The following is a 14,365-nucleotide window of genomic DNA, read 5'->3' as shown; positions in this document are numbered from 1 at the left end:
GATTTTAACAAATGAGGATTAGAACCCAGACCTCAAGCAAATACATTACCGAAACGGATCATAAGATGGCCACGATTGCCAATGCGCTTGCCCATCCGCTACGGGTTGCCTTGGTCCGTTACCTCAGCACAAAAAATTATGGAAGGGGAGTTGACAATATAACCTGCAACAAAGATTTGGTGCAAATGTTTGACTATTCGCAATCTACTGTTTCCCAGCATGTTAAAATCTTAAAAGAATCCGGTCTGTTTATCACCGAAAGCAAGGAGAAGTTTACTTTGTACTACTTGAACAAGGAACTTTTGGAAGAATACAGGAACTATTTAGATCTGTAACCGGACCTTCATTTCTGTCAATTTATTGTTAAATGTCAAGGCTGGAAATGTATTTTATATAAATTCGTTTATCGTTAATAAACGATTTAAAATATACATCCTATGACAAAACATCTACTTTTTTCATTCTTGTTTGTATGCTCTCTCGGCATATCCCAGAACATTCATCGGTTAGAACCCGCTAAAGATCATTACAAAACTTTGAAATCCCTGAGCGCTTTGCCAAGTGGCCAAAATACCGATTTGGATAAGATTAGCTATCCCTCTTCAGAATACCGCAGTGGGACTTTGATTTATACCATGGTCAGTCCAAACTATCTTACGGATCAACAGGTGGAAACACTTAAAAATTCCATTCAATTTCCAGCCAATAGTTCAGCCCAGACCAGGGCCGAGTTGGATTTTTTATTGGAATGGCAGGAAAAAAGAACTTCAGCGCAAGAAAGCCGTTCAAGGGATGTGTTGGCCCCAATTGGATATTGGCCCCATATCGATGTGCTGGACAACCACGGACGTTACGAACAAAACTTGAGGCACCTGTTTTACATAGGCAGAAGTGTTTTGGGTGAGGACTGCAATGCTGAAATGTATCCGGCAACGGCTATTCTGCTCAAGGGAATCACTAAGGACATGCGAATTATGGAGTTTACCGCCAAATACCACTTGCTTCGTGCACGCCCTTATCATTTGGAACCCAAACTAAGGCCATTGGCCAGAATCTCTTCTCCTTCTTTCGCGAGTGGGCATACCTTGTGGGCCTATATTCATGCATTTATTTGGAGTGAATTGGTGCCCGAAAAAAGAAAGGAATTCCTTGAAAAGGCCTACGAGGTCGGAGAATCCAGGGAAATCATGGGAATACACTATCCCAGTGATGAGGAAGCCGCTAGAATATTGGCCCATAACATGTTGTCATCCATGTGGAACAATCCTAAATTTAAAAAGGAATACAACTTAGCTAAGAAAGAATGGACACAAAGATGAATAACACGTTTTTTCTCTTAATGATTTTCAGCTTGACCAGCTCATTGCTTGGTTGCGAAAATGCGAATTCGGACAAATCCGTCAAGGAAAAGCCCAATGACATATTTGTCGAAATCTTGGAAGGTAGAATTGCCACAGATGGTGGACTTTCAAGGGGTGTGGCCTGGGGCGATTATGATGCGGATGGAGACCCAGACCTTTACGTCACCAATTCAAACGGTCAATGGAATGCTATCTATCGAAACAATGGGGATGGGACATTCAAAAAAATGACAGAAGGAGGCGGTGATATTGGAGCCATTTCAGAAACCGTTAAACACGGAGGAAATTCGCAAGGAGCCAACTGGGTGGATTATGACAATGATGGTGATTTGGACCTATATGTTGTGAGCAGGGGAACTGAGGCGAATTTTCTGTTTGAAAATATGGATAATTTGGGTTTCAAAAGAATAACAGATAGTCCTTTGACCGCAGAGGGAATAGGAGCTTCAATGGCATGTTGGGCTGATATTGAAGGAGATGGCGATTTGGATGTCGTCGTAGTGGCAAGTGGAAGCGGAACCAACTTGGCATTTGAAAACTTGGGAAATGGGGATTTTCAAAAACGAGGAGATCATCTACTTTCCAGCGGTAGTGGAAGGGGTAGGGCATGTGCTTGTGGTGATGCCAATAATGATGGATTGCCCGAGTTTTATATAGCCAATGCCAGAACAGGGAATGAATACTACGTAAATAAAGGAGACTGGGAATTTGAGGCGGCCAAAGAAGGGCATATGGTGGTGGATATTGGATATTCCTATGGCGTATCTTGGGCTGATTATGATAGGGATGGAGATCTAGACCTTTTCCTTGCAAATTTTGATAAACGAAATTTTCTCTACCAGAATGATGGCGACGGAAATTTTACAACGCTTACCAAAGGGATTATCACCACCGAAACCGGAGGGGCTTCAAAGGGACATTCGTGGGGAGATTATGACAATGATGGAGACTTGGATTTATTTGTGGCTAACGGCACTTACAGGCCCGATATGTTCAACTTCCTATATCTAAATAATGGCAATGGCGAATTTGTAAAGGATCATTCCGAAATCATTGTAAAACATGCCGATACCTCGGCTGGAATGGCACATGCCGATTTCGATAGGGATGGTGACTTGGATATTTTTGTTGCCAATTGGGGCAGCGCGGACCAGATAAATCGATTCTATAAAAACACAACAACAGGACAGCATTGGATGTCCCTACGCTTGAAAGGTTTGAATGCAAATACCTTTGGTATAGGTTCCAAAGTGATGCTATTTTCTGGAGACCTCACACAATACCGCTGGATGTATCCGGTTACGGGTTATGGAAGTCAGGATGATTACGAGTTGCATTTCGGACTTGGAGAGCTACTTAAAATCGATTCGCTTCGGATTGTTTGGCCCAACGGTCAAACAGATCTACATGAATCCATAGAAATCAATAAACACTATTTGGCTATAGAGGGAGGGGATATTGAAACTATTCAGTGATATCGAATCAATATCCAAGTAAACAGTTTAAAGCACCTTTTCCTTTTTGGCAATGACCCGGATTGATGCAACAAGTCGTTCAATATCGGAAAACGCCGTTTGTTGGCTCATAAAGACCAGGCGCAGATATCTGACTCCATTAAAAAGGGTAGAGGTTAGGTAAAAATCACCTTTTTTCAGGAGCTGTTTTCGAATCTCGATTTGAAGTTGGTCATCTCCTTGATATTTGAAGCACAGAATATTGCTTTGGGGAACAACGGGGCATTCAAAATCGGGTAAACCATTCAAATAACTATGGATTTTTAAAGTAAGTTCATATCTGCTGTCGATATAATCTACCAACCCTTTTTCACCTATGGAGGCGAGCACAAAGAAAAGTTTTTCTCCAAGCCCGGACTTTGTAGTTTCCAAAGTCCATTTCAGCGAATCGTAACCGAGTTGGTTTTTTTCATGAAATAGGTAACTCGCGTTATCACCAACATGAATACCATGATAAAGGTTCTTATGTTGCTTAACCAGCAGCGCAGCGCATAGTGATGGAGTTTGCAACAACTTATGGGCGTCCCATAACAATGAGTCGGCACGAGCAACACCTTTAAGCAAATGCTTGTGTGTATTGGAAATCAGGGCACTGGCCCCGTGTGCCCCATCAACATGCATCCAGAGTTTATTCGCCTCACAAAAATCCGCGATTTCATCCAAGGGATCATAGATGCCTACAGATGTGCTGCAGGCATTGGCAACCAAAGCTACCGGCTGTTTGCCTGCCGATTTTACCTTGTTCAGTGTTTGAACTAATCTGTCAGGCTTGATGGCACCATTTTGGTCAACTTCAACAAAAAAAATGGAAGCTTTCCCAAATCCGACTACACCCGCAGCCTTGGTCAGGGAATAGTGACATTCCGAAGGAAGAAGCAGGGCCAGTTCAGGGGTATGACCAGTTTCCCAAATTGTTGGAACAGCACTGCTTCGGGCAATGACCAAGGCGGTCAGGTTAGCTATGGATCCACCATTCACAAAAACCCCACCGCCATGGGTTGTAATGTCTGTTTTTCGGTTGGGAATAGGTGTCCAACCTACATGCTTTAGCATCCAATTGATCATAAAATGTTCGATAGTCGCCGAAGCTGGACCCATTTCGTATACTGCTGGGACATTATTGGTAAAAGCATTCACCATGGCTGCCAAGGAAGCTGCATAATGGGGAGGAGCACATTGATGCCCTAGATAACCTGGGTGATGCAAGCGGGTGTGAAGCGCTAAATAATTAGTAATGAACCTTTCCAGTACTTCGCCTTGAAGTCCTCCCTGTTGAGCCAAATTATTGAGATTCAGCTGTTCAATTACTTCATTAAGAGGGTGTTGATTGATTACTTGTCCTTCGCCGGCCAGAGAGGTTTCAATAAAAGCCTTTAGTGCTTCGGTAATGATTGATGAATTTTGAATAAAGCTCATTATATAATGTATATCGCTAATATACGATATATAATTATTCATAACATAATTCTATCCATTTTAGATGCAACGAATTCCTTTTTTATAACAAGTATTGGTTTATATTTGCAATCCATTTTTAGGATGTTGTTTTCAGCTTCATTCAGTACGGATTCCGTCTGGCACCCAGACTGCTTATTGCAGTGGACGAAATTGGAAATTGGGTATTGTAAATTGTTGACCGAAGGTCAATCCCGGGATGTGGCGCAGTCTGGTAGCGTACACGCATGGGGTGCGTGTGGTCGCTGGTTCGAATCCAGTCATCCCGACTTAATGAAAAGTGGTTTGTATAAGCGAATCACTTTTTTTGTTTTAGGGTTATGGAAGTCTAAACTTCTGTTAAACAAAGCAATAATTGTTAACATTTTGTAGTTTTGTAGTGAAATGAAGGACATTTTACGTCAAATTCTGTCATCACTTTTGGCCCTGTTGGTCTTGTTGTCAACGGTTTCATGGACCGTGGATAAGCACCTATGTATGGGTAAAGTGGTGGATGTGGCATTCTTCGCAAATGCGAAAACATGCGGTATGGAGATTGATTCCGATGGCATGCAAACAGAATTTGAAAAGTCCTGTTGCGATGAAGTTTCATTTACCATGCAAGGTCAGGAAGATTTAAAAACCTCTTTTTTCGACCTGGACCTTAAGCAACAGGTTTTCTTAGTTAGCTTTACTTATTCCTACATCAACTTGTTCCAAGATGTGGATACGGTTACAACTTCTTTTATTGGGCACCCGCCCCCCTTGCTCGATAAGGACTATCAAGTTCTTTACGAGACTTTTTTGATTTGATGTACTAGATATTCGAAGTAATCCCTTACAGGTTTCTGTTTTGGGCTCAATGTGCTGTTTATACTATTTAGCACATCTCCTGTAAATATCTAATACATCAAAACAATGCTGAATAAAGCGATAAAATTCTTAATCGAAAATAAACTGGTAGCGGTTCTGTTACTGGTCCTATTTGTAGGGTGGGGTATTGTACATGCTCCCTTTAAATGGGACATCGGTTTTCTACCAAGTGATCCAGTGGCAGTCGATGCCATTCCGGATATAGGAGAGAACCAACAGATTGTCTTTACCAAATGGGACGGTCGCTCCCCACAGGATATTGAAGATCAGATTACCTATCCTTTGACCACCTCCCTTCTTGGAATTCCTGGGGTCAAAACCATCCGAAGTTCCTCCATGTTCGGATTTTCCAGTATCTACGTCATTTTTGAGGAGGATGTGGAATTCTATTGGTCAAGAAGCCGAATTCTAGAAAAATTGAACTCCCTACCCGCTGGGTTATTGCCTAACGGTGTGAATCCATCCCTTGGTCCTGATGCCACAGGATTGGGACAGATTTTCTGGTACACCTTGGAGGGCCGCGATGAAGATGGTAATGTTACTGGTGGATGGGACTTGCACGAACTGCGTAGCATTCAAGACTATTATGTGAAATACGCGCTATCCTCGGCAAGCGGTGTTTCAGAGGTAGCCTCAATTGGTGGTTATGTCCAGGAATATCAAATTGACGTGGATCCCGAACTGATGCGTCAGTACAACATCCAGTTAGGTGATGTGGTGAAGGCCGTTAAGCAGTCCAATCAAGATATTGGGGCCCAGACCTTGGAGATCAATCAGGCAGAGTACCTGGTCCGCGGATTGGGTTATGTAAAATCTATAGCGGACATTGAGAATGCCGTTGTAGATGCTGAAAACTATACCTCAATTCGTATCAAGGACGTGGCCCGTGTGCATTTGGGTCCAGCAACACGACGTGGAATGCTGGACAAAGAAGGTGCCGAAGTGGTAGGAGGCGTAGTGGTTGCCCGATACGGTGCAAATCCATTGGATGTCATTAACAATGTAAAGGAAAAGATAGCTGAGCTTTCTTCAGGACTTCCCACAAAAGAATTGGTGGATGGGCGTACCTCTCAATTGACCATTGTTCCCTTTTATGACCGAACCGAATTAATCCAAGAGACATTGGGAACACTCAATGAAGCTTTGACCCTTGAAATTCTAATTACGGTCTTGGTAATCATCGTAATGGTGTTCAACCTGCGTGCCTCTATCCTGATTTCAGGTCTTTTGCCGGTCGCAGTGCTGATGGTATTCATCTCCATGAAGCTTTTTGGAGTGGATGCCAATATCGTTGCCCTTTCAGGAATTGCCATAGCAATAGGCACAATGGTAGACGTTGGAGTGATATTGTCAGAAAACATCATTAGACATCTTGATGAAAATGAAGAGAGGGACGACAACCAACAACTTGCCATCAATAATGTGGTGTATAACGCAACGGCGGAAGTTTCAGGAGCGATCCTGACTGCAGTATTGACCACTATTATCAGTTTTATACCGGTATTTACTATGATTGGGGCAGAGGGAAAGCTATTCAGGCCCTTGGCATTTACTAAGACCATGGCCCTAACGGCCTCAATAATTGTAGCACTCTTTTTGATACCCCCTTTTGCTGCCTTTTTCTTCAGAAGGAAAAGAAGCAAAAGTATCATAGGTTATGTTTTTAGCGCTGCTCTTATTATTACGGGTCTTGTGGCCGTAGTCTATGGGTATTGGATTGGATTGGTATTGATGGCTTTTGGAACCATAAGACCTTTGAAGAATCCGGAACTAGCTTCACGCATGTTCAATGGATATACGCTTTCAGGAAAACAGGCGACCCGTCTGAACATCATTATTTCCACTACGGCAATAGTATTCCTTTTAGCTTCCTATTGGAGACCTCTAGGTTTTGACCGAAGCATTTTCATGAACCTACTTTTTGTAAGTGTAATCTGTTTTGGGTTATTGGGAACTTTTTGGGCATTCCGAAGGTACTATACAAGAATCCTTCAATGGGCGTTACAGCATAAAATGCTGTTCCTATCAATACCTACAGTGATATTGGTTCTAGGTATTTTGATAATGAGAAATACAGGCAAGGAGTTTATGCCTGCGCTCAATGAAGGTTCATTTCTTTTAATGCCAACATCCTTACCGCATTCTGGGGTAGAAGCGAACAAACGGGTATTGCAGCAGCTGGACATGGCGGTTGCCAGTATCCCTGAAATCGAAACGGTGGTTGGGAAATCAGGTAGGACGGAATCCGCCCTGGACCCTGCGCCGCTTTCTATGTATGAAAACATGATACAATATCGTGCGGAATACGAATTGAACATTGATGGCAAGCCCCAACGTTTTAGAACTGATGAGGAGGGTTCTTTCGTGTTGAAAAATGGAAAAACAGTAACCAATCCGAATATATCTGTCAGTTCGAGTGGAATCGAGAGGACTTTCTCCAGTATCGACAGAAATTTACTCATCGAAGATAATGATGGAGAGTACTATCGAAACTGGCGACCGGAAATTAAATCCCCGGATGATATTTGGAATGAAATCGTAAGAGTGACAAAGCTTCCAGGCGTGACCTCTGCACCCAAATTACAACCCATCGAAACCCGTTTGGTCATGCTCCAAACCGGTATGCGCGCACCAATGGGCATCAAGGTAAAAGGCCAAGATTTGAAAGAAATCGAAGCGTTTGGTCTGCAATTGGAAGACATTCTAAAAACAGCTGAAGGTGTCAAGGAACAGGCGGTCTTTGCTGACCGTATCGTAGGGAAACCCTATTTACTCATCGATATTGACAGAGAAAAATTGGCGCGCTACGGGGTCACCGTCGAAGCAGTACAAAGAGTTATTTCAATCGCTGTTGGTGGAATGCCATTGACACAAACGGTGGAAGGACGGGAACGCTATGCGGTTCGTGTGCGCTATCCCAGGGAATTGCGGAACAATCCCGATGATTTGAAAAATATCTATGTGCCGGTGTCCAAAGGAAGTCCGGTGCCACTCAGTGAACTGGTAAATATTCGATACGAACAAGGTCCCCAGGTCATTAAAAGTGAGGACACATTTTTGGTGGGCTATGTATTATTTGACAAATTGGATGGGTTTGCCGAAGTGAATGTGGTGGAGAACGCCCAAGCCGCTATTCAAGCCGAAATTGATAGTGGAGAACTTACGGTACCCAAGGGAATCAACTATGCTTTTACGGGAACCTATGAAAATCAGTTGCGGGCCGAAAGAACTTTGTCTGTTGTTGTGCCATTGGCCCTCGTGATCATATTTTTGATTCTGTATTTCCAGTTTAAAAGCGTGGCCACTTCGCTGATGGTATTTTCAGGGATTGCGGTTGCCTTTGCAGGTGGGTTTATCATGATTTGGTTCTATGGACAGGATTGGTTTTTCAATTTCAATCTTTTTGGTGAAAACTGGCGAGAGCTCTTTCAGATGCATTCCATCAATCTGAGTGTTGCCGTTTGGGTTGGCTTCATTGCATTATTTGGAATTGCCACAGACGATGGCGTGGTCATGGCCACATATCTTACCCAAACCTTTGACAGAAACAAGCCCAATGATTTAAAAGGAGTGCACGAAGCTGTCATCGAAGCAGGTGAGAAACGTATTCGCCCATGTTTGATGACTACCGCAACCACCATATTGGCCCTACTGCCCATTCTGACTTCCACAGGGCGGGGAAGTGATATTATGATACCCATGGCCATTCCAAGTTTTGGAGGAATGCTCATTGCCCTTATTACCCTTTTTGTTGTTCCGGTATTGTTCAGTTGGCGAAAAGAAGTTCAACTCAAAAAAGCAAACAAATGAAAAAAGTAAATATCATAATCGGCATTTTGTTTGTTTCCGCTTTGGGAAATGCACAAGGGTTGCAGTCCTATATCAATGAGGCCCAGGCAAACAATCCAAATATTCAGGCCTATGAAATACGTTATAACATTGCCCAAGAGAAGGTGAACGAAGCCAATTGGCTTCCCAATACCGAATTTGGAGCTGGGTATTTTGTAAGTGAACCAGAAACAAGAACAGGAGCGCAAGTAGCCCGATTTTCGGCCAGACAAATGCTGCCCTGGTTTGGTGCGGTTTCCACGCGTCAAAAGTATGCCACAGCTATGGCTGAAACAGACTATGTGGATTATGTTGTTGCCAAACGAAAGTTGGCCTTGTCCGTTACACAGTCCTATTACAAGCTGTCCAGCCTAAATGCTAAGCAAGATGTGTTGGACAAGAACATCCAATTACTCAAAACCTATGAAACATTGGCATTGACCTCAGTGGAAGTGGGCAAGGCAAGTGCAGTGGATGTGCTGCGATTGCAAATTCGCCAGAACGAATTGCAGCAACAAAAATTGATATTGCATGAGCAATTTATGGCTGAGCAAGCCACCTTCAATGCATTATTGAATAGAAAAGCCAGTTTGGCGATAGATGTGGTTAAAGCTATGGACATCCCTGAAACTGATATTATGATTACTGATAGCTTACAGTTAAATCCTGAACTCTTACGTTTTGATAAAATGTATGAGTCGGTGACCCAGGCAGAATTGCTCAATCAAAAAGAGAGTTCACCCATGCTAGGGTTTGGGCTTGATTATGTGCCTGTACAGGAACGGCCCGATATGACTTTCAGCGATAACGGGAAGGATATCGTGATGCCGATGGTATCGCTTTCTATTCCAATTTTCAACAAGCGCTACGATTCCAGAACCAAACAGAACGAACTACGTAAACAAGAAATTGAATTTCAAAAGCAGGAAAGATTGAATGTCCTGGAGTCGGCTTTGGCAAAAGCCATTTCAATCCGCAATGAATCCCGCATTGCTTTTAACACCCAGGCCAAAAATTTAAGTCAGGCCAAGGATGCGGAGCAAATCCTAATAAAGAATTATGAGACCGGTACCATTGATTTCAATGATGTGCTGGATATTCAAGAACTGCAATTAAAATTTCAACTCAATCAAATTCAATCGGTGCAGCAGTATTACATACAATCTGCACTCATCAATTATTTAATAAACAAGTAAACCTAACAACAATGAACACGAGAATCAAAACATTTTTAGCGATCACCTTTCTTGCAACACTATTTCTTTCAGTAGCATGTAAGGGCAAAACAGCGCAAAGCACCGAAACCAGTACCGAGCAAATTGAAACTGCCGAAAAACTGGGTAAGGAATATACATCAGCTTATGTGTGCCCAATGCATTGCGAAGGTAGTGGCAGCGATACCGAAGGCACTTGCCCTAAATGTGGTATGGACTATGTGGCCAATGCAGAACACCAAAAAGATGGACATACGCATTAATCAAAATTCATGGATTGCAATGCACAAGTATCTTAATATACTTTTGATTTTAGGTCTAGCTTTTTCAATGCTTAGCATAAGCGGTTGTAAAGGAAGGAAAGACAGTAACGGTTTTGAAGTAAGACATACCGGTGCTTTGCGATCTATTATGTCAGGAAATTTAAGGGCAACTGCAGATTTGGACAGTCTGAGGTCGAAGCCAAATCTTTATGCACTTGGTGTCCTTGAAAACCTCAAGGGGGAGCTGCAAATTTTTGATGGTAAGTCCTATAACACTTCTGTTAAAGATAGTTCGGTGGTTATGGATTCTTCGTTTGACCAAAAAGCGGCTCTGTTGGTATATGCTCAGGTGCCTAAGTGGGAAATTATTGAGATTCCTTCCGGTTTGGATACAAAAAAGGCATTGGAAGACTTTATCCAGCAAACTGCGTCAGAAAAGGGAATTTCACCGGAAAAACCGTTTCCATTTTTATTGGAGGGGAAGGTTTCTTCGCTGTCCTGGCATGTCGTGGACTGGACTGAGGGGGATATGGAGCACACACACCAGAAACACAAAACTTCGGGGTTAAACGGAGCATTAAAAGAAGGGAAGGTGACCATAATCGGATTCTTTTCCCTACATCATAAAGCTGTATTTACACATCATACGACCCATGTGCACATGCATTTTAAGACTGATGATGGTTCATTGGCAGGGCATGTGGATGATGTGAAATTGGGAAAGGGAATAGTTTTAAAATTGCCATACAATGAGGATTAAGGTTAAAAATATGGTTTGCGACCGGTGCAAATCGGTTTTGAAATCCGAGTTGGACAAAAATGGATTTCGGGTGGTCCATATTGCATTGGGAGAAGTTCAATTTGAGGAGGGTTCGGAAATTGAAATGAACAGAGTTCGGGAGATTTTGACCAGCAACGGTTTTGAACTGGTAGTAGATCAGAAAGAACAAGTGATTACCCAAATCAAAAACCACTTGATTATTGGACTGCAAACCCAAGATTTGAATCAAAATCTCTCGGAATATCTTGTTGACAAGATGAACAGGGATTATTCCGTACTGAGTAAATTGTTCAGTGCCCATGAAGGGATTACCATTGAAAAGTACTTTATCGGCTTGAAAATTGAAAAAGTGAAGGAACTGATTCAAATGGGGGACAGGACATTTTCAGAAATAGCCTATCAATTGGGCTATACCAGTAGTAGCCATTTGGCAAGGCAGTTCAAATCGGCAACGGGAATGTCAATGGGGACATATCAAAAAGCACGGGAATGGAACAGAAAACCGTTGGACCAAATTGTATAAATCAGACCCATAATTATGCAAAACTTTGGAAATGGCAATAGGTAGTTTTGATGATTAATTCAATATTATGAAACACATCTATCACATACATGGAATGACCTGTAATGGTTGTCGAAATCACGTCGAGAAAACACTCAAAATGGTTGATGGCGTGACCCGCGCAGCGGTTGATTTGAAAAAAATGGAAGCGACTATCGAAATGAATCGCCATATCGAGATAAATACGTTTCAGCGGGTATTGGAGAAAGAGGGGGGCAACTATAGCATCCATCTACCAGGAGAACACCATCACCATCCTAAAAAGGATGATAAAATGAAACCAAAAGGCAAAGGAACAGGAACGTTTTATTGCCCGATGGACTGCGAAGGAGCTAAGACCTATGATACAGCTGGTGACTGCCCTGTTTGTGGTATGGATTTGGTAGAGGAACAAAGTTTGAATACGGGCTCAGTCGGTGGCAAATGGACCTGTCCGATGCATCCAGAGGTTGTTAAGGACGAACCCGGCAGCTGCCCTATCTGTGGAATGGACTTGGTGCCCGTGGAACCAGATCTCTCCGGCGAGGAAAAGACCTATCGTAAATTGCTCAAAAAGTTTTGGATTGCGGTGGCCTTTACCCTGCCCATTTTTCTCATCGCAATGAGCGAGATGGTTCCGAACAATCCGTTGTACAAACTTTTCGGACAGAAATATTGGAACTGGGCACAGTTCATACTTTCAATCCCAGTGGTGTTCTATGCCACTTGGATGTTTTTTGAACGTGCTTATCGGAGTATCAAGACCTGGAACTTGAATATGTTTACGCTCATTGGTATTGGGGCAGGAGTTGCGTGGATTTTTAGCATAGTCGGGATGTTCTTGCCCGATATGTTTCCGGAGCAGTTCAAAACGGAACATGGAACCGTACACGTTTACTTTGAAGCGGCAACGGTAATTTTGACCTTGGTACTGTTGGGGCAATTGTTGGAAGCTAGGGCGCATAGCAAGACCAACTCTGCGGTAAAGGAACTTTTAAAACTGGCCCCGAACAAAGCGGTTAAGGTAGTAGATGGTGATGAGTTTGAAGTGAGTATCGATGCCATAGAGATAGGGGATATCTTAAAAGTAAAGCCAGGGGATAAAATTCCCGTGGATGGAGCTATCACTGAAGGATACGGAACCATAGACGAATCGATGATTACAGGGGAACCTATTCCGGTAAATAAAACCGAAGGGGACAAAGTTAGTAGTGGAACTATCAATGGTAACCAGTCTTTTTTGATGAAAGCAGAGAAAGTAGGGAGTGACACACTACTTTCTCAAATCATCACTATGGTAAACGATGCAAGCCGTAGTCGGGCACCCATTCAAAAATTGGCGGATACCGTTTCCGCTTATTTTGTTCCCATTGTTGTGCTAATTGCTGTAGTGACCTCTGCCGTTTGGGCCATTTGGGGCCCAGAGCCGGCTTATGTCTATGCTTTGGTGAATGCCATCGCTGTCCTGATCATTGCTTGCCCTTGTGCATTGGGATTGGCTACGCCCATGTCTGTTATGGTGGGAGTAGGAAAAGGTGCCCAAAATGGAGTGCTCATCAAAAATGCCGAGGCATTGGAAAAAATGGACAAGGTGGACACATTGATTGTCGACAAGACAGGAACCATCACCGAAGGAAAGCCAACGGTTGAAAAAGTGGGCTCATTCTGCAAAGACCTCAATGAGAACGATATTCTTGAAATGATTGTTGCTCTTAATAGCAATAGCGAACATCCATTGGCCGAGGCAACCGTGGTTTATGGTAAAGAAAAAGGTGCAAAAGCAAAAAAAGCTGAACAATTCATTGCGGTGACCGGAAAAGGAGTTGAGGGAACAGTGGATGGAAAGTTGTTGGCACTTGGTAATCCTAAAATGATGAAATATGCCAACGCAACTGTTTCCGATAGTATGAAAATGGAGGCCAAGGAATATCAGCAGCAAGGAAAAACGGTTTCATACTTATCAGCTGACAGGAGGGTTGTTGGCTATGTGGTCATTGGAGATAAGATCAAAAAAACCAGCGCGAAGGCCATAAGAGAATTGCAAAATAAAGGAGTGGCCGTGATCATGCTCACCGGAGACAACCATGAAACGGCTAAAGCGGTGGCAAATGAGCTCAACCTGGCCGACTTCAAAGCGAGTATGTTGCCCGAAGATAAGCTAAGAGAGGTAGAACGACTGCAATCTGATGGCAAAGTGGTGGCAATGGCTGGTGATGGCATCAACGATGCGCCAGCCCTAGCTAAAAGCGATGTGGGTATAGCAATGGGCACTGGTACTGATGTGGCTATAGAAAGTGCGGCCATTACTCTGGTAAAAGGGGACCTTCATGGTATTGTCAAAGCTAGAGACCTTAGTGATTCCGTAATGAAAAATATCAAGCAAAACCTATTTTTTGCTTTGATATACAACACCTTGGGAGTGCCAGTTGCAGCAGGTGTTTTATATCCCGTCTTCGGAATATTGCTGTCTCCTATGATTGCAGCCCTCGCAATGAGTTTTAGTTCAGTATCTGTAATAGCAAATGCATTGCGTTTAAAACAAGTAAAAATTTAGTT

General features: G+C 42.9%; 11 protein-coding genes and 1 tRNA gene. 11 read left to right on the top strand and 1 reads right to left on the bottom strand.

Annotated features, from left to right (window positions below; all coding sequences use genetic code 11):
- Nucleotides 1-11: 11 nt before the first annotated feature.
- The 3 genes from ACULLH_RS08450 (at nucleotide 12) to ACULLH_RS08440 (ending at nucleotide 2,836) form a co-directional block, all read left to right on the top strand.
- Nucleotides 12-335: an ArsR/SmtB family transcription factor gene (locus tag ACULLH_RS08450; RefSeq protein WP_454088306.1), complete on the top strand. Its 324-nt coding sequence runs from the start codon at nucleotides 12-14 to the stop codon at nucleotides 333-335.
- A gap of 102 nt (nucleotides 336-437) precedes the next feature.
- Nucleotides 438-1,319, top strand: a complete 882-nt coding sequence (locus ACULLH_RS08445) for a phosphatase PAP2 family protein (protein WP_454088305.1) — start codon at nucleotides 438-440, stop codon at nucleotides 1,317-1,319.
- Entirely contained in the window at nucleotides 1,316-2,836 is a 1,521-nt protein-coding gene (locus tag ACULLH_RS08440) for a CRTAC1 family protein (RefSeq protein ID WP_454088304.1), read from the top strand. Before ACULLH_RS08445 ends, ACULLH_RS08440 begins: the two co-directional genes overlap by 4 nt.
- A gap of 27 nt (nucleotides 2,837-2,863) precedes the next feature.
- Here ACULLH_RS08440 and ACULLH_RS08435 read toward each other — a convergent pair whose 3' ends face one another.
- Nucleotides 2,864-4,333, bottom strand: coding sequence for a pyridoxal phosphate-dependent decarboxylase family protein (locus ACULLH_RS08435; protein ID WP_454088303.1), 1,470 nt, complete (start codon nucleotides 4,331-4,333; stop codon nucleotides 2,864-2,866).
- A gap of 192 nt (nucleotides 4,334-4,525) precedes the next feature.
- Between ACULLH_RS08435 and ACULLH_RS08430 the strand changes: the two genes are divergently transcribed.
- The 8 genes from ACULLH_RS08430 to ACULLH_RS08395 all read left to right on the top strand — a co-directional run bounded on the left by ACULLH_RS08430 (nucleotide 4,526) and on the right by ACULLH_RS08395 (nucleotide 14,363).
- Nucleotides 4,526-4,599, top strand: a tRNA-Pro gene (locus ACULLH_RS08430).
- A gap of 115 nt (nucleotides 4,600-4,714) precedes the next feature.
- A complete protein-coding gene (locus ACULLH_RS08425; RefSeq protein WP_454088302.1) occupies nucleotides 4,715-5,122 on the top strand; it encodes an HYC_CC_PP family protein in 408 nt (135 codons plus the stop codon).
- 105 nt (nucleotides 5,123-5,227) lie between these two features.
- The gene (locus tag ACULLH_RS08420; protein WP_454088301.1) at nucleotides 5,228-8,992 is read left to right on the top strand and encodes an efflux RND transporter permease subunit; all 3,765 of its coding nucleotides are present in this window, start codon (nucleotides 5,228-5,230) and stop codon (nucleotides 8,990-8,992) included.
- The gene (locus ACULLH_RS08415) at nucleotides 8,989-10,206 is read left to right on the top strand and encodes a TolC family protein (RefSeq protein ID WP_454088300.1); all 1,218 of its coding nucleotides are present in this window, start codon (nucleotides 8,989-8,991) and stop codon (nucleotides 10,204-10,206) included. Before ACULLH_RS08420 ends, ACULLH_RS08415 begins: the two co-directional genes overlap by 4 nt.
- A gap of 11 nt (nucleotides 10,207-10,217) precedes the next feature.
- Entirely contained in the window at nucleotides 10,218-10,487 is a 270-nt protein-coding gene (locus tag ACULLH_RS08410; protein WP_454088299.1) for a heavy metal-binding domain-containing protein, read from the top strand.
- Entirely contained in the window at nucleotides 10,471-11,247 is a 777-nt protein-coding gene (locus tag ACULLH_RS08405; protein WP_454088298.1) for an acetolactate decarboxylase, read from the top strand. The genes ACULLH_RS08410 and ACULLH_RS08405 overlap by 17 nt, the downstream gene beginning before the upstream one ends.
- The gene (locus tag ACULLH_RS08400) at nucleotides 11,237-11,791 is read left to right on the top strand and encodes a helix-turn-helix domain-containing protein (RefSeq protein ID WP_454088297.1); all 555 of its coding nucleotides are present in this window, start codon (nucleotides 11,237-11,239) and stop codon (nucleotides 11,789-11,791) included. The genes ACULLH_RS08405 and ACULLH_RS08400 overlap by 11 nt, the downstream gene beginning before the upstream one ends.
- A 67-nt stretch (nucleotides 11,792-11,858) precedes the next feature.
- Entirely contained in the window at nucleotides 11,859-14,363 is a 2,505-nt protein-coding gene (locus ACULLH_RS08395) for a heavy metal translocating P-type ATPase (RefSeq protein ID WP_454088296.1), read from the top strand.
- The last annotated feature ends 2 nt before the right edge of the window (nucleotides 14,364-14,365 follow it).

Source organism: Flagellimonas sp. 2504JD4-2 (assembly GCF_053642935.1).
This window is presented reverse-complemented; position numbering and strand designations above follow the sequence as displayed.